Origin of the sequence: Pantoea allii (genome assembly GCF_002307475.1) — a bacterium.
Classification (GTDB): domain Bacteria; phylum Pseudomonadota; class Gammaproteobacteria; order Enterobacterales; family Enterobacteriaceae; genus Pantoea; species Pantoea allii.
This window is the reverse complement of the sequence record NZ_NTMH01000003.1, coordinates 264,747-281,673: the sequence shown is the minus strand read 5'-3', so window position 1 is coordinate 281,673 and position 16,927 is coordinate 264,747. Positions and strand designations below refer to the sequence as shown.

The following is a 16,927-nucleotide window of genomic DNA, read 5'->3' as shown; positions in this document are numbered from 1 at the left end:
GCGTGGAGAGATATAATTGCACTTATTTTACTTCTCCTGACAGAAGGCTTGCTGGGCCTGTTCAGACTCGCTTTTCGCCTGGCACCGCACTCTCAAAGAGAGCGTCATGTGGACGGCTTTTATGTGCGTAAAATGAATTCATATTATCTGATATTTTTCTCCTGTTTAAATTGTTAACTCTTGCCGTCGGGTTTTAAATGGAAATACTTATGCCCTCAGAAAACAAACAACTATCTTTTAATATCCCTATAGTTACTGGTATATCAGGGTTGCTTTTTTGTAGTGTTATTGTTGCAGTCACGCTCATTTTCTTACAAAAAAAGAGTCTTATTGGAGATAATCATAAAAGAAACAGCGATGTCACTTACAATTTAACGCTTAATTATACGGGTGTTGCACTGCGTGAGGCGGAAAACTTCCTGACGCAATCGGCGCGTTATTATGCACAAAAAGACACGCTTAGTAGAGCAATCAAAAATGAAAATAACCAGGGTATGATCCAGTTAATGCAGCTACTGAAGCTGTTGCCATCGGTATCATCCATTACTTTAGTTGATACGGACGGGGAATATATACATGTCCCAGAAGCAGGCGAATGTATAAAACTATCATCAAAGACATCACCATGGTTAACAAGAAAAGCAGACAGAAAAACACTGAGTCAATATACAGGTGTTTATAAAGATCCGATAACTAATGAGTTATCTGTGTTGCTCTATAAGCCGATTATTTCTATTGATGGCAAAGACAAAGGTACGCTCGCGTTCAAACTGGATTTATCCTATCTCAGTACATCATTGCGGCAGATGAGATTACCCGTACAGGGCGCGTTGTTTGTCATCAACCCGCAAGGTGATATTTTAATGAATGCCGATACAGGCATCATCCTGGAAAAAAGATTTAACCACGATCTTATGGAGAAAATCTCCAGAGCAGAAAGCCACTTCTACGATAAGGCCACCATGTCATGGTATTACACTCACTCCTTAACCAATCCTGACTGGATTGTTGTTTACAAAGTTAGTGAAAATGATATTAATGAAATGCACACTCAGTATTTTATTATCATGGGATTCAGCTTTTGCGTCTTGATAATGTTAATTATAGGTTTTGGTTTGTATCTAAATTATGCATCAAGAAATGTCCTTATCAGCATTATAAATGCCATCCAAACAGGTGGAGTGAATAAAAAGCCGAAACTTGAGTCGATGCTCGGCAAAGCAATCGCCAGCTCTAAGGAAAGGGAAAGTACACTGTTAAAAGAATCGGTACATGATGCCCTGACAAGCTGTAAAAACCGACGCGCCTTTGATGCTGAGATTTCCCTTTTGATGTCGGAAAAGCATCCGTTTGTTTTCGCCATGATTGACATTGATAATTTTAAATCTATCAATGATACCTACGGACACCTGGTTGGCGATATTGTTTTAAGAAATGTCGTTCGTGAAGGTATGAATGTATTGACGACTAAAAACATTTCAATCTATCGCTATGGTGGAGAAGAGTTCGCGGTTATCTTCCCAGATCTTAATCCCGAGGAGGCCTGCGTACTCCTGAATGACTGGCGGCGTAACGTTGAATTACGCACATGGCGGGAAAAGGGACTGAGTGTTACTTTTAGTGGTGGCTTTGGTGAATGGCGGGGAGAGTCGTTAGAGGATTTAATCAGCAAGGTTGATAACGCGTTATATTATTCGAAAAGGCTAGGGAAAAACAGACTGACAGAAAGCTAAGGATAAGTGCTGCAAAAATGACAATTACAGAGAGGGAGTGAGCTTGTGGTAAATGCTTCTCATGTTAAGTATGAATATTTTTTGTTGGTAAATGCTTTCACATGTAAATATTTAGTCAATCTAACCCCTAAATTAAGCGTGTTTTTATCCTGAATTTCAGTAATCGCCAATAACTGGAAAGTTATCATTTAACAATCCGATGCATTGAGACGCTTTAAACTAAATGAGTACAAGAAAAATCAGGCAATGTTATTACGAAAGGAAAAAAGTAATGAATACGCTACTTACAGCAATAGAAAATGTCCATATTGCGCAGACGGAACTGTTAACGCGCTGGCACAACACGCTTTCAATCCTGAGACAAGAAAATGAATTACTTCTTCAGCAAGTCGATTACCTGGAAAACAGGTTGGCTTTGCTGGAAGGTAAATTGCTGGAAGAAAGGCTCAAGGTAAGCCGAAGCACGATGCTTTAAGCGCGTTAGGATGACTACCGACGCGATATCCAATCTGTCAGTTATGACCAGCGTCCTGGGTCGTTAGGTTGCAACCGCACTGGCGACGTGATTTACGTAACCTTGCTCTAAGCAGGCATAAAGGGCAAGAGTAAGGGAGGTCGTCATAAGGCCAGGGATCGAAGCCTGAGTAACCAAATCCTTATCATCACTCAGGATGATATCCTTTCCCCTTACGCCCATGATAAAACCGGTAAGGGGAGTGGATTATTTTTTGCCGTTGCGCCGCCTTGTGATCTCGTTCAGTAAGGCGTTAATCTGCGCATCCGCAAACATCGCCTCCAGCGAGATACTGAGCTTACGCCGCCAGTTTGGATAAGCGGCTACCGTACCGGGAACATTGACCGGTGAGGCCATGTCCAGCCAGTCTTCAGGTTGTAAACCCAGCAGGGCGCTTGTGCTGTCCGCAAGATAGTGATGGACCACCCGATTAAGTAACCGGCTCATCTGCGGACTGTTTACCTGCACGTACGCGCGCTCCTTCAGATAACCGTAGCGCTTCAGGCTCTGGAGGAGCGCCAGTCGGGCCGCCCTGCGCTGATGATACAGCCCGGCAAGCACCGTTTTATCAGGATACAATCCTAACTCGCTGCCCAGCGTTAAATCATCGCGTTGCCACCAGCCACGTAGCGTTGGCATATCATGCGTGGTTGCCACGGCCATCGCCTGGCGCGGCCACGCCGCAGGCGGGCGGAATCCCTTGTGCGAGGTTTGCTCAAAATAGAGCACTTTATACGAGTAAACCCCGGCATTGTGGAGCTTATCGACGATCGCCTCCGGCACCGTGCCTAAATCCTCGCCAATCACCATGCAGCGATGACGTTGGCTTTCCAGTGCCAGAATGGCCAGCAAATCGTCGATCGGATAGGCGACATAAGCACCTGATGCAGCCGTTTCCCCTTGCGGAATCCACCATAATCGCAGCAGAGCCATGACATGATCGATACGTAGCGCGCCGCAATCGCGCATGTTCGCGCGCAGCAGCGTAATCCAGGGTTCATATGCCCGGTCATATAAACCCTGCGGGTCCATTGGCGGTAATCCCCAGTTCTGCCCGAGCGGGCCCAGGATATCAGGTGGTGCGCCCACGCTGGCATCCAGGCAATACAGCGCCCGCTGACTCCAGGTTTCTGATCCGCCAGCGGCAACGCCCACCGCGAGGTCGCGATAAAGTCCAGGTGCCATCGGATGCTGCTGACTGTCGCGCCAACAGGCGGAAAATTGACTCGCCGCCAGCCACTGCAGCCACAGATAGAAACGAATCTCATCGCCGTGATCAATTCTGAACGCGTCCACGGCGGCCGTGTCCGGCTGTTGGTAGGCCAGGGGCCACGTTTGCCAGCCGTGGCGTAGCGGATCTTCCTTGATAAGCCGGGCCTGCAAGGCATCAAACAACCCCTGATGTAGCAGGCTTTCTCCGCCCTGAACCACAAAGTCGTCAAACGCCACGACCTGACTATCGTCTTTGTCACGCTGCATAAACCGCTGCCACGCAAATTGCAGGGCATTCAGCTTAAGTGATGCCACCGCAGCATAGTCTACCCACTGTGTATGACGCGCCTGCCGCAGTGTGTTTTGCGTATCCGCGGACTGCCACCAGCGCTGCGCGGCGTCACTCAGGTTAAAGTCCTCAACTTCGGGAACACAGATGTAGAGCACGTTAAGCCAGCGCCGGGAAGAGGGGCTGTAGGGGCTGGCCTGCTCGGGTAAGGCGGGGAAAAGGGCATGCAGCGGATTCAAGCCCACAAAAGCACCACCGCGCAGGCCGACTTCATTCACCATGTGACGCAAGTCGGCAAAATCGCCGATTCCCCAGTTTTGTGCCGACCGTAAAGAATAGAGCTGAACACAGGTGCCCCAGCATTTCTCGCCACGGCGTAACGCGTCCGGTTCATAGCAACGTGACGGTGTCACTATTATCTGGCATGTCGTGCGCTGCGCATCCAGGATGACGGTCAAACGATGATAACCTTCAGGCAGATCAGGAAGCGCTAACGGTTGTCCCGGTTCAGCGTGCCCCGACCAGCGCTCTCCCGCTTCGCTTTCCAGACACCAGCGAGCCGGGCCAGACACCAGCGAGCCGGGCCAGACAGAGAGGGCGTTAACGTGATGGGCTTGCCCTGTGTAAAAACCGCCACCGGCGCGATCATTTCCGAAGCCGAACCCGGCTGCATAGCGGCCAGTAAACGCTGACGCGTTAACGCAGACACCTGGCGGACCGCGCCATGTGCATCAATGTAGTCCGTAGCTATCCTGCCGATCCCGGCAGGATAATGAAGTGGTTTCATGATGATCCTTATCGTTGACGCTGCCAGATGCGCTGTTGATAGTGGCGAATCGCCCGGTCAGCGCTGAACATACCGCAGCGTGCGGTGTTTAATATCGTTGCGCGCGTCCAGGCGGCTTTATCGGCCCACAGCGCTTCAACGCGTTGCTGAGCGTGGAGGTAATGCCGGAAGTCGGCCAGAACCAGATAAGGATCGCCGTTTCTGGCCCCCAGGCTGTGTATCAGCAGATCAAAAGCATGTTGGTCACCTGCGCTGAACGTGCCATCTTCAAGTGAGGTCAGCGCCCGGTCGAGCTGGGCATCTTTTTCACGCCACTGTGCAGGTGCGTAGCCAGCCGCCTTGAGCGCGTTGACCTGTTCCACGGTGTGACCAAAGATAAAGATATTCTCATCGCCGACCTGTTGAGAAATTTCCACGTTTGCGCCGTCAAGCGTGCCGATGGTCAGTGCCCCGTTCAGGGCCAGCTTCATATTGCCGGTACCGGAGGCTTCTTTGCCTGCCAGTGAAATCTGCTCTGACAGGTCTGCGGCAGGGATCAGCCGTTCCGCAACCGAGACGTTATAGTCGGGAATAAAGACCACTTTGAGACGATCGGCCACGCGCGGATCGTTGTTGATGACGTCGGCAACCTTGTTGATGGCGAAGATAATATTTTTGGCCAGCGCATAGCCCGGTGCCGCTTTTGCACCAAATATCACCACGCGGGGACAACAGTTTGCCTGAGGATCGCTCACCAGGGTTTGCCACAAGGCGATGGTATGCAGCAGGCTGAGATGTTGACGTTTGTACTCGTGCAGCCGCTTTATCTGCACGTCAAACATCGCCTCGGGATTCACCGCAATACCGGTGCGTTGCGCAATCCAGCGGGCTAAATCCGTTTTGTTTTGCTGCTTAATCTCCCGGTATTCAGCGCAAAACGCGGGGTTGTCCACCTGGTTTTCCAGCCCCTGAAGGGCATCCAGATCGTTAAGCCAGGGTTTATTGAGCGTTTTTCCGATAAGCGCCGCCAGCCGGGGATTGCACTGATGCATCCAGCGGCGCGGGGTAATGCCATTGGTCACGTTATGGAATTTTTCCGGCCACAGGGCAACGTATTCCGGGAACAGATCTTCTTTTACCAGCCGTGAGTGCAGGGCGGCCACGCCATTCACCGCAAAACAGCTCACCACGCATAAATTGGCCATGCGCAGCTGTTTGTTGTGCACGATCGCCAGTTTTGACCAGACCGTCTCGTTTTCCGGCCAGCGCGCATTTACCGCCTCTTTAAGCTGGGCATTAATGCGGTTAATAATCGCCATATGCCTTGGCAGCAGGCTGCGCACGATGGCGGTATCCCAACATTCCAGGGCTTCCGGCATCAGCGTGTGGTTGGTATAGGCAAAGGTACGCTGGGTAATATCCCAGGCGTCCTGCCAGCTGAGCTGATGCTCATCCAGCAACAGCCGCATGAGTTCAGGGATCGCCAGCGTAGGATGCGTATCATTAAGCTGAATAACTTCGTGATCGGCTAAGGTGTCAATCCGGCGTCCCGCCAGACGGTGACGACGAAGGATGTCAGCCAGCGAACAGGCGCACTGAAAATACTGCTGCATCAGACGCAGTTTTTTCCCCGCCAGATGATTGTCGTTGGGATAAAGCACTTTGGTCAGTTTTTCGGCATCGATACCTTGCTTTTCTGCCCGTAAAAAATCACCGGCGTTAAATTTCTGGAGATCGAAAGGATGCGCATGTTTAGCCTGCCACAGCCGCAGGGGCTGAGTGAGGCCATTTTCAAAGCCCACGACCGGCAGATCCCAGGCTTCGCCCTCCAGTTGAAACGCAGGCTGCCAGCGCACAGAACCCTGGTCGGAAATCACTTTACCGCCTAATCCCACCGTAACAGTCAGTGCAGCGTTGTGGGTAAACCAGGGATAACGGTCACGCTGCCAGTCATCGGGCATTTCGTCCTGTGCACCCTCAACAAAGCGCTGACGAAACAGACCATATTGATAGTTAAGACCATAGCCCGTTGCGGGCTGGCCCACCGTGGCCATTGCGTCGAGAAAACAGGCCGCCAGCCTGCCCAGTCCGCCATTACCCAGCGCCGGATCGCTCTCGCGCTCCAGCACCTCACTGAGCGAAACATCCCAGCGTTTTAATGCGTCATTTACAGCGTCATACCAACCCAGATTCAGCAGGTTGTTGCCGGTCAGGCGTCCGGTCAGAAACTCCATGGAGAGATAGTTCACATGGCGCTGATCCCCGGATGCAGGCCGGGCGGGCAGTGCGTTCAGCATCTCTGCCAGCGCACCACTCAGGGCTTGCCACCACTGATGCGGGGTCATGTCACCTGCCTCATGCAGGCCAAAATGCTGCCACTGGCGCGTCAGCGCAGCGGTAAAACGGTCGTGATCAAAAGGGTGCTGTGTCATAGCCTGGTGTCCTGTCGATAAAGTAGAAAAGGGATGACATTCAGTCTGCCCTGGCGCGCAGGCCCGCTCCTCATCCCGGCAAAGGTTCCGTCAGGATGAGGGCAAGGGAGGAGAGGATAAGGCAAGCCTGAAAATTTAACTTAAGTGTGATTAGACTCGCTTTTGTGAAGATCCACTTAAGCGTCCACTTGCTTTATCAGAGGCGATAGCTGAACGTGTGAGGAATAATTACGAAGCGTAAAAAAATGATGCGCCAGACGTTAACGGAGAAGCGTGCGTTCATGTTAATCCCCTCAAAACTCAGCCGTCCTGTCCGCCATGAAACCACGGTAAAACGGGACCGCCTGATACGAAAATTATCGGCTGCGGGTAATTATCGGCTGGTACTGGTGACCAGTCCGGCGGGCTACGGCAAAACCACATTACTGTCTCAGTGGGCAGCAGATAAGGCCGATTTAGGCTGGTATTCTCTTGATGAAAGTGACAATCAAACGGAGCGTTTTGCAGACTATCTCATTGCTGCGCTTCAGCAGGCCACGCAGGGCGCTTGTAGCCGCAGCGAGGCGCTGGCCCACAAGCGCCAGTACGTTAACCTGAATGCGCTCTTTACCCAGATCTTTCACGAACTCCAGGCCTGGCATCAGCCGCTGTGGCTGATTATCGATGATTACCATCACATTACGAATCCTGTGATTCATGATGCGATGCGTTTCTTTTTACGCCATCAGCCCGAAAACATTACCCTGGTGGTGCTCTCACGCAATCTGCCGCAGTTAGGCATCGCCAATCTGCGTGTTCGCGAGCAGTTGCTGGAGCTAAGCAGTCAGCAACTGGCCTTCACCCATCACGAAGCCCAACAGTTTTTTGATGCCCGCCTGCCTGCGCCGCTGGCCTCCGACGAGACAGGGCGGCTGTGTGATGATGTGGCGGGCTGGGCTACCGCGCTACAGCTTATTGCACTGTCGGCCCGGCAGGGTGCAGGCGCCGCGCAACACTCGGCACGTCGTCTGTCTGGTATTAACGCCAGCCATTTAACCGATTATCTGGTCGAGGAAGTTCTGGATAACGTCAGTCTGACGACACGCCATTTCCTGCTTAAAAGTTCGCTATTGCGTTCGCTCAATGCGGCGCTGATTACCCAGGTGACAGGTGAGGATAACGGTCAGCGCTGGCTGGAAGAGATTGAGCGTCAGGGGCTGTTTCTGCAACGAATGGATGACTCGGGTCAGTGGTTTAGCTATCACCCGCTGTTTGGCAGTTTCCTGCAACAGCGCTGTCAGTGGGAACTGGCCGCCGAGCTGCCGGCACTGCATCGGGCGGCGGCGACAAGCTGGATGGCGCAGGGCTTCCCCAGCGAGGCTATCCATCATGCGCGCGCCTCGGGTGATGCGGAGATGCTGCGGGATGTGTTAACCGAGCACGCGTGGTCACTGTTTAATCAGAGCGAACTGCCTTTACTGGAGTCCTCGCTCAATGCGCTGCCCTGGGCGATGCGACTTGAGAATCCCAGCCTGGTGCTGCTGCAGGCCTGGCTGATGCAAAGCCAGCACCGTTTCGCAGAGGTTAACAGCCTGCTGGCCCGGTTTGAAGAGGAGAGCCAGTGTGAAATCGATGCGGTGCTGCGCGGTGAGTTCAATGCGTTACGGGCGCAGGTTGCGATAAACGACGGCAATGCTGATGAGGCCGAACGTCTGGCGATGCTGGCGCTGGACGCCCTGCCTGAACGTCGCCATTACAGCCGTATTGTCGCCACATCCGTGCATGGCGAGGTCATGCATTGCAAAGGGGAGCTGAGTAATTCGCTGGATCTCATGCGCCAGACGGAGCACATGGCGCGACGGGATGAGGCCTGGCACTATGTGCTCTGGAGCCTGATCCAGCAAAGCGAAATCCTGTTTGCCCAGGGCTTTTTGCAAACCGCCTATGAAACCCAGGAGCGCGCCTTTGTGTTGGTGAAAGAGCAGCATCTTTCTCACTTCCCGCTGCATGAGTTTCTGCTGCGTATCCGTGCCCAGCTGATGTGGGCCTGGGGCAGGCTGGATGAGGCCGAGCAGGCCGCACGTGAAGGCATGAAGGTGTTGCAGGGTTATCAGCCTCAGCAGCAGATCCAGTGCCTTGGACTGTTGGTGCAGAGCGCGATTGCCCGGGGAAACCTGGACAACGCCCGCAACCTGTTAAACCGGCTGGAAAACCTGCTTAACAATGGACGCTGGCACAATGACTGGCTCGCCAATGCCGATAAGGTGCGGGTGTTGTACTGGCAAATGACAGGAGACACGCAAAGCGCCAGTGAGTGGCTGCGTCAGACACCCAAACCGGCCTGTGCCAATAACCATTTTTTGCAGGGGCAGTGGCGCAACGTCGCGCGGGCGCAAATTTTACTGGGGCATTACACTCAGGCCGAAGTGATTCTGGATGAGCTGAATGAAAACGCACGTGCCTTGCAGTTAATGAGCGATCTTAACCGTAATGTACTGTTGCTGAACCATATCTACTGGGAAAACGATCAGCGCGCCAACGCGCAGCACGCACTGTTGGAGGCGCTCAGGCTGGCTCGCAGCACCGGCTTTATCAGCCATTTTGTCGTTCAGGGCGAACCCATGGCGCAACAGCTACGCCAGGTGCTGCAGCTGAATGCACTGGATGAGCTGGATAACCATCGGGCACGGCGCATCCTTAACGAGATCAATAAATACCACCGTCATAAATTTGCCCATTTTGACGAGGGGTTTGTCAGCCGCCTGCTGAATCATCCTGACGTGCCCGAGCTGATCCGTACCAGCCCACTGACACAGCGCGAATGGCAGGTGCTGGGGCTAATCTATTCGGGTTACAGCAACGAGCAGATTGCGGCGGAGCTGGAGGTGGCGTCAACCACCATCAAAACCCATATCCGTAATCTTTATCAAAAGCTGGGGATTACGCATCGGGCTGAAGCCATGACCCAGGCGCAGTCGATGCTGAAAATGATGGGCTACGTGTGAGAAAGACGACAGGCAGCAGCACGCTGCCTGTCTGTGCCGTTATTTAACGCGACGTGTATCGGGCATCAGTAAGGTGGCAAAGCCCAATAGTGGAAGAAAGCCACAGGCGTTGTACACCGTGGTGATGCCGTACCAGTCCGCAAATTTCCCCAGCGCCGCCGCCGCAATCCCGCCAATACCAAACATGGTGCCAAACATAATCCCGGCCACCATGCCGGTGCGGCCCGGCAGGACTTCCTGCGCATACACCACCAGTGCGGCAAACGCCGATGAAAAGACCAGACCGATACAGACGGTCAGCACGGCGGTCCAGAACAGATTGGCATGCGGCATCAGCAGCGAGAACGGGATAACGCCCAGAAACGAGATCCAGACCACTGCCTTACGACCAATACGATCGCCGACCGGCCCTCCCACCAGGGTGCCGATCGCCACGGCGGCCAGAAAGGTAAACAGGTAGATCTGAGCCTGAGGGATCGGGAGCTGAAAACGCTCAACCAGATAGAAAATGTAGTAGTTACTAATAGAAGCAATGTAGGTAAATTTTGCCAGCAGCAGCACACCGACCACCGATAACGCCAGTTTCACATCTCGCGGGGACAGCGATCGCATTGCCTGACCGTTATGTTTTTTCATGTGTGCATGGCCGTGCTTAACCGTCCAGCGGCTGATGCCGGAAAGGACAATGACCGCAAACAGCGCAATCAACATCAGCCAGCCCACCGCCAGCTGCCCATGCGGAATAATCAGCATCGCGGCCACTAAAGGCGCAAAGGCCGTGCCGATATAGCCACCGACCTGAAAGGTGGACTGCGCCGTACCAAAGTGCCCGCCCGATGCCATGCGTGCCACACGGGAGGCTTCAGGGTGAAAGGTTGCGGAACCCACGCCGATCAGCGCCGAAGCAAGCAACACCACGGAGAAGTGCGGGGCTATTGCCAGCAGTCCGATGCCGAACAGGGTTGCCACCATGCCAGAGGGCAGCAGCCAGGGTTTAGGATGTTTGTCGGTATACAGGCCAATCCAGGGCTGCAACAGCGAGGCGGTCATCTGATAGATAAGCGTAATCAGGCCAATCTGCGCATAGCTGAGAGAAAAATTGGATTTCAGCAAAGGATAAATCGACGGCAGCATGGCCTGGATAAAATCGTTACAGCAGTGGGAAACCGCCACCGCGCCAAGAATCGACACCAGAATCTTCTGGCTGTCGTCAACGGTCGGGGCCAGGCCCGGCGGGTTTGATTTTACGTCGCTGGAGTAATCAGACATGAGGATTTCCGTATAGGCGGCTTTACGTTAGTTGACGTATCTTACCCCACGAAAAAACAGCGGTGCTGACAAAAGTGCTATTTATGGCAAATTAGTAAAATAATTGTTAATGCTCATAATGTTTTACTCAGGCAAACCGAGGCGGGCCTGTCCACATACACGCCATAGCGGTCGGTTTCCTGATAACCCTGACGCTGATAAAACGCCACGGCCCGGGTATTGATGACGCGGGTAGAAAGCCGAATCGCTTTATAGCCCCGCTGCCGGGCAAGTTGCTCTATGGCTGCCAGCAGCGCCGCGCCGGTTCCCGCACGCTGTCGGGTGGAAAACATGCGTTTCAGTTCGGCCATATCAGGGGAAACATGCAGCAATGCGCCGCAGCCAACAGGGTTATCCGCATCATCGGTGGCCAGTATCCATAGCGCATCGTCTGAGGGAGTAAAGTGATGCGTCCCGTCGTCGCCGGTGATTGCCAACAGCTCGGCTGACAGACGGGCCGTCAACACCTGCAGCGCCGGTGTGCATGCGGGGACGATCCTGGTATGGATCACTTTGTCTGGCCCCAACGGCTGCGCAGGTAGTTAACGGCCTGCTGGGTTTGCGGCTGATTCAGGTAATCTTCCCGGAACAAAATAGTGCCATCGATCTGCGGGATGGAATCGTTAAGATCCAGTTGTCTTTTCAGCTCCGGCACACCACCGTTAATCGTCCACTCCGGCTCATTTTTAGCCGGCACGCCAACCTTGTATAAGGCAATGCCGATATACAGGCGGGTTTTGGTTGGCTTCACCACGTTAGCCCACCAGTTTGCCAGCACATCATAGCGGGCGGCGCTGCGCGAGAAGGGCCAGTAAATCTGCGGCGCAATATAGTCCAGCAAGCCTTCCTGCACCCAACGGCGCGTATCCGCATAGGATTCATCATAAGCCGCCGCACCGCGCGTATCCGAGCCTGCCGCATCATGGGAGCGGTTACGCCAGACGCCAGCCGGGCTGACGCCAAATTCTACATTCGGCTTGAGCTGCTTGATGGTGTGAGAAACCTGTTCGATTAACAACTGCGTATTGTGCCTGCGCCAGTCCGCTTTAGACGCATAACCCTGACCGTATTTGATAAAGGTCTGGCTGTCATTCAAGGCAGAACCCGGTGATTCGGCATAGAAATAATCATCAAACTGCACGCCATCGATGTCATAACGTTTGACCACTTCTGCCACGATGCTGGTTATCCAGTCCCGGGCATCCGGAATGCCGGGGTCGAGCACATAGCGATCCCCCGAGGTACGAATCCAGTCGCGATGCAGCACAAACACGCTGGCTGGCTGCTGTGACAGCGTGCGGTTAAGCTCACCCACCGTTGAAGGTTTGGTATTCACCGAGACGCGATAAGGATTAAACCAGGCATGTACCCGCATACCGCGCCTGTGCGCCTCATCGAGCATAAACTGCAGCGGATCGAAGCCCGGGTCCTGACCAATCTTTCCGGTCATCATGTCTGACCAGGGCAGGATTTTTGATCTCCACAGGGCCGTGCCGTCTGGTTTAACCTGAAAAAACACGGTATTGATGCCCAGACTTTTCAGCTTATCCAGCTTATCGGTCAGCGCTTTTTTTTGCTGACTGACGCGCACGTTGTCATTGCTGATATTCACGGAGGCGATCGGTGGCCAGTCAAGCCGTGAAACCGTCGTCAGCCAGACGCCGCGCACCGGTTCATGATGTTGCACCGGTTGTGAAGGCAGCGACGGTTTACTGACGGGCGGGAAGGGCGTAACCAGCGATTTAGGCGGTTCAGAGGCACAACTGACCAGCAGCAAGGCCGATGCGGCTAACAGGCCAGTTTTTACCACCGCGTTGAAGCGGAACAGGTCGCGAAAGGTGATGATGATAAACTCCGTGTAGCGCAGTCCTTGATGCAGGCTATTCTGATCCTATTTGCCGCAAAGTCAATCAGCCCTACCAGCATCAGGTCACGCAGTTTGCCTTACCCGGCGGCTATACTTTTTATGCTAATGCGTAACCTGAGCAAAGGAGCGATAAATGAAAACATGTAAAGGCAATAAACAGTCATTGCCGGTTCGCTATTGCAAACAGTGCCAGAAACCGATGACCTGGCGCAAAAAGTGGGAGAAATGCTGGGAAGAGGTGCAATATTGCTCCGAGCGCTGCCGAAGACAACGGCGCGGGAATACGCTGCAAGCCTGATCAGGACACATAATCGGCCCATGAGTCAGCCTAAACGCAACGATGTAACATTTAGCAAAGGTTATCCTGACATTTACATCACTGTTCCCACGCACCATCGCAATTACTGTACCAGGCTTAATGAAAAGCGAATAACAGTGATTGTGGAGCAATATGAAAGAGCAAGAGAATACATCGGGCATTCATTCCTATGAGGGTGCCGCAGGCGGCTGGGGTGCCCTGAAAGCGGTGGCTGGCGCCATTCGTGGACAGATGGCGGTCAAGCAGGACGTCATCGCGTTGTTCAAGGTCAACCAGCCCGAAGGGTTTGACTGTCCGGGCTGCGCCTGGCCCGATCCCAAGCACACCTCCTCGTTTGAATTCTGTGAAAACGGCGCAAAAGCGGTTTCATGGGAAGCCACCAGCAAACGCACCACACCTGAATTCTTTGCTGCGAATACCGTCAGCGAACTTTGGCAGCGCAACGCCCATGAGCTTGAAGGCGAGGGCAGGCTGACGCATCCGATGAAGTACGATCCCGCCAGCGATACCTATCAGCCCATTGAATGGGAAACGGCCTTTAACGAAATTGGCGAGCGGCTGCGCAGCTATAACGATCCGGACAGCGTGGAGTTTTACACCTCGGGTCGCGCCTCCAATGAAGCCGCGTTTCTCTGGCAGCTGTTTGCCCGTGAATTCGGAACCAACAACTTTCCTGACTGTTCCAACATGTGCCACGAGCCGACCAGCGTTGGCTTGCCTGAATCGATTGGCATAGGCAAAGGCACGGTGGAACTGGATGATTTTGACCACTGTGATTTGGTGATCTGCATTGGCCATAACCCCGGCACCAACCATCCACGTATGCTGGCAACCTTACAGGAAGTGGCAAAGCGCGGAGCCAGAATTGTGGCGATCAACCCGTTACGCGAACGCGGGCTGGAACGTTTTACCGCACCACAAAGCCCGGTCCAGATGCTGACGCTGAGCTCAACAGAACTGGCCTCGACCTACTACAAAATTCGGGTAGGCGGCGATGCCGCGATGCTGAAAGGCGTGATGAAATGTCTGTTAGCGATGGATGAGGACGCCAGAGCGAAAGGCGATCCGGGCATCTTCGATCTCGCCTTTATTGAAGAACATACCCAGGGCATTGACGCGTTGAAAGCCGATTTGGCGGCGACAGACTGGGAGCACATCCTCAAAATCTCGGGTATGGAGCGTGAGCAAATTCAGCACATTGCCCATCTTTATGCCAATGCTGAACGCACAATCATTTGCTATGGCATGGGGATTACCCAGCATCAATACGGCACGCAAAATGTTCAGCAGATAGCCAATCTGCTGCTGTTGCGCGGCAATATGGGCAAGAAGGGCGCGGGGATCTGCCCTTTGCGCGGTCACTCAAACGTGCAGGGCGATCGTACCGTGGGTATCACTGAGATTCCCACAGAAAGCCTGCTGAACAGCATTGAAAAAGTGTTTGGTTTTAAACCCCCAGCCAAACACGGCCACGGCGCAGTTCAGGCCGTGCAGGCGATTCGCGATGGAAAAATCAATGCCCTGCTTTGCCTGGGCGGTAACCTGGCCGAAGCCATGTCCGACCCGCAGGAGACGTTCCCTGCCATGCGCAAGCTGGATTTAGTGGTGCATATGGCCACCAAACTGAATCGTTCTCATTTGTTGCTGGCAAAACACAGCTATCTGTTCCCGGTGTTGGGACGCACAGAGATTGACCAGCAGCAATCCGGTGCGCAGAGCGTAACCGTTGAAGATTCCATGTCGATGGTTCACGCCTCTCGCGGTACGCTTGAACCCGCCTCACCGCATCTGAAATCCGAGCCAGCGCTGGTAGCGGGTCTGGCAAAAGCCACGCTGCCGGGCACTGTAGTGGACTGGGACAGCATGATCGCTGACTACAGCACCATCCGTAACGCCATTGAGAAGGTGGTGCCAGGCTTCGACAACTTTAATGAGCGTCTCCAGCAGCCGGGCGGTTTTCGTTTACCTAATGGCGCGTCGGAACGCGTCTGGCATACGCCGTCAGGTAAAGCACAATTCCTGCTCATGGACGGCATCAACGAAGATCCGCGATCGTTCAAATGCCATGATTTGGTGCTGACCACGTTACGCAGTCACGACCAGTACAACACCACGCTTTACGGCCTGGACGACCGCTATCGCGGTATCAAAGGACGCCGGGATGTGTTGTTTATCAGTGAAAATGAGGCGGAGAAAAACGGGGTTCGCATGGGCGATCAGGTCAACATCATTGCGCTGGACCCGGACGGTAAACCTACCCATCGTCGACTCGATAATCTGACCATCGCGGTCCATGACATGGCCGACGGCTCTGTCGCAGCCTATTATCCCGAGGCCAATGTGCTGATCCCACTGGACAGTTACGACACAAAGAGCGGTATTCCCTCCTATAAAAGCACCCCGGTGATGATGGAACCCGCCCGGTCAGAAGTACCAGCGGACGCGGCGACCCTGCGCTAATCGCTTTCTGCTGGCATAAACCAAACCTTAACGAACAGCCATCTGAGTGGAAATCTCTGCTCAGATGGCTATATAATCGCCGCGAATTTTACTCATGAGGCAATCAACCTTGGACAAAAGTCCCGAACGATTACACCTGGCTTCTGCAGTAAGATAGTCTTCTGGCTGTCTTAACTGCGCGTTAAGATGGCGGTTTTACAATCATCCCTCCACAACGTGATGCGCTCTGTGCATCAGCGCCTGCTGTAATCCATTTTATTCATCTTTACTTTTCCGTCCTGCGCATACTGCGTGGCGGAGAGAGGTTTATCATGGACTGGAAAATCTTTTTACTGCGCGTGTCGGCTGCGCTGATTCTGGGTGCGCTCATCGGCAGCGAACGTCAACTGCGTCAACGCATGACCGGCTTACGCACCAACGCGCTGGTCAGCACCGGCGCCTGTTTGTTTGTGCTGATGACCCAATGTGTACCGGGCATTGCCACCGATGCCACGCGCGTAGCCGCCTATGTGGTTTCTGGCATCGGCTTTCTCGGCGGTGGCGTGATTATGCGCGACGGGTTAAATGTGCGCGGCCTGAATACCGCCGCCACTTTATGGTGTACAGCGGCCGTGGGCGTATTGTGCAGCATGGGGTTATTGCTCGAAGCGGCGATTGGCTGCATGGTGATTCTGTGCGCCAATATCCTGCTGCGCGAGCTGGCGCTGGGCATCAATCGTCAGTCGATCGTGTCGGCTGACGAGGCGGTACAGCATTATAAAGTGCAAATCGTTTGTCTGGCTCAGGATGAAGTTCAGGTGCGCAGCCTGATGCTGCACAGCCTGGGCAACAGCGGCTTGCGGCTGCAGTCGCTTCACAGTGAAGATCTGGACCCGCCGCACCGCATGGAAGTGAATGCCGAAGTGATGGGGCAGCCCAGCATGACCGGGCAGCTGGAAAGTCTGGTAAGCCGTATCAGCCTGGAGAAAGGTGTCAGTTCAGTGCGCTGGCAGGTGTGCGGGCTTGATCCCGGTGAAAACGGGTAGGGAAAAAACAAGCAGCGC

At 53.7% G+C, this 16,927-nt stretch carries 10 protein-coding genes and 1 pseudogene; 6 read left to right on the top strand and 5 right to left on the bottom strand.

The window, feature by feature from the left end; all coding sequences use genetic code 11:
• The first annotated feature begins 197 nt into the window (after window positions 1–197).
• Together CMR03_RS02090 and CMR03_RS02085 are read left to right on the top strand one after the other, a co-directional pair.
• The gene (locus tag CMR03_RS02090) at window positions 198–1,733 is read left to right on the top strand and encodes a sensor domain-containing diguanylate cyclase (RefSeq protein ID WP_082875197.1); all 1,536 of its coding nucleotides are present in this window, start codon (window positions 198–200) and stop codon (window positions 1,731–1,733) included.
• Between the two features lie 271 nt (window positions 1,734–2,004).
• A complete protein-coding gene (locus CMR03_RS02085; protein ID WP_063879635.1) occupies window positions 2,005–2,208 on the top strand; it encodes a hypothetical protein in 204 nt (67 codons plus the stop codon).
• A 246-nt stretch (window positions 2,209–2,454) separates the two neighbouring features.
• On the opposite strand, the pseudogene malQ reads toward CMR03_RS02085, so the two are convergent.
• Together malQ and malP are read right to left on the bottom strand one after the other, a co-directional pair.
• Window positions 2,455–4,535, bottom strand: a pseudogene (gene malQ, locus CMR03_RS02080) (4-alpha-glucanotransferase).
• Between the two features lie 8 nt (window positions 4,536–4,543).
• Window positions 4,544–6,946, bottom strand: a complete 2,403-nt coding sequence (malP, locus tag CMR03_RS02075; RefSeq protein ID WP_096010607.1) for a maltodextrin phosphorylase — start codon at window positions 6,944–6,946, stop codon at window positions 4,544–4,546.
• Between the two features lie 281 nt (window positions 6,947–7,227).
• Between malP and malT the strand changes: the two genes are divergently transcribed.
• Entirely contained in the window at window positions 7,228–9,930 is a 2,703-nt protein-coding gene (gene malT / locus CMR03_RS02070; protein WP_096010711.1) for an HTH-type transcriptional regulator MalT, read from the top strand.
• 39 nt (window positions 9,931–9,969) lie between these two features.
• Here malT and CMR03_RS02065 read toward each other — a convergent pair whose 3' ends face one another.
• The 3 genes from CMR03_RS02065 to CMR03_RS02055 all read right to left on the bottom strand — a co-directional run bounded on the left by CMR03_RS02065 (window position 9,970) and on the right by CMR03_RS02055 (window position 13,048).
• Window positions 9,970–11,199 (bottom strand): MFS transporter, encoded by a 1,230-nt coding sequence (locus CMR03_RS02065; RefSeq protein WP_096010606.1) that lies wholly within the window; start codon window positions 11,197–11,199, stop codon window positions 9,970–9,972.
• A gap of 113 nt (window positions 11,200–11,312) precedes the next feature.
• Entirely contained in the window at window positions 11,313–11,750 is a 438-nt protein-coding gene (locus CMR03_RS02060; protein WP_096010605.1) for a GNAT family N-acetyltransferase, read from the bottom strand.
• A complete protein-coding gene (locus CMR03_RS02055; RefSeq protein ID WP_096010604.1) occupies window positions 11,747–13,048 on the bottom strand; it encodes a glycoside hydrolase family 10-like protein in 1,302 nt (433 codons plus the stop codon). The genes CMR03_RS02060 and CMR03_RS02055 overlap by 4 nt, the downstream gene beginning before the upstream one ends.
• 190 nt (window positions 13,049–13,238) lie before the next feature.
• On the opposite strand from CMR03_RS02055, the gene CMR03_RS02050 reads away from it, so the two are divergent.
• From CMR03_RS02050 to CMR03_RS02040, 3 genes are all read left to right on the top strand, one after another.
• A complete protein-coding gene (locus tag CMR03_RS02050) occupies window positions 13,239–13,403 on the top strand; it encodes a DUF2256 domain-containing protein (RefSeq protein WP_096010603.1) in 165 nt (54 codons plus the stop codon).
• A 153-nt stretch (window positions 13,404–13,556) separates the two neighbouring features.
• Window positions 13,557–15,884, top strand: a complete 2,328-nt coding sequence (locus CMR03_RS02045) for an FdhF/YdeP family oxidoreductase (RefSeq protein ID WP_096010602.1) — start codon at window positions 13,557–13,559, stop codon at window positions 15,882–15,884.
• Window positions 15,885–16,195: 311 nt separating this feature from the next.
• Window positions 16,196–16,909: an MgtC/SapB family protein gene (locus tag CMR03_RS02040; protein WP_063879640.1), complete on the top strand. Its 714-nt coding sequence runs from the start codon at window positions 16,196–16,198 to the stop codon at window positions 16,907–16,909.
• Window positions 16,910–16,927: the final 18 nt, after the last annotated feature.

Coding starts and splice junctions, on each gene's coding strand:
- CMR03_RS02090 (WP_082875197.1), top strand. CDS start 198: ATGGAAATACTTATGCCCTCAGAAAACAAACAACTATCTTTTAATATC.
- CMR03_RS02085 (WP_063879635.1), top strand. CDS start 2,005: ATGAATACGCTACTTACAGCAATAGAAAATGTCCATATTGCGCAGACG.
- malP (WP_096010607.1), bottom strand. CDS start 6,946: ATGACACAGCACCCTTTTGATCACGACCGTTTTACCGCTGCGCTGACG.
- malT (WP_096010711.1), top strand. CDS start 7,228: ATGTTAATCCCCTCAAAACTCAGCCGTCCTGTCCGCCATGAAACCACG.
- CMR03_RS02065 (WP_096010606.1), bottom strand. CDS start 11,199: ATGTCTGATTACTCCAGCGACGTAAAATCAAACCCGCCGGGCCTGGCC.
- CMR03_RS02050 (WP_096010603.1), top strand. CDS start 13,239: ATGAAAACATGTAAAGGCAATAAACAGTCATTGCCGGTTCGCTATTGC.
- CMR03_RS02045 (WP_096010602.1), top strand. CDS start 13,557: ATGAAAGAGCAAGAGAATACATCGGGCATTCATTCCTATGAGGGTGCC.
- CMR03_RS02040 (WP_063879640.1), top strand. CDS start 16,196: ATGGACTGGAAAATCTTTTTACTGCGCGTGTCGGCTGCGCTGATTCTG.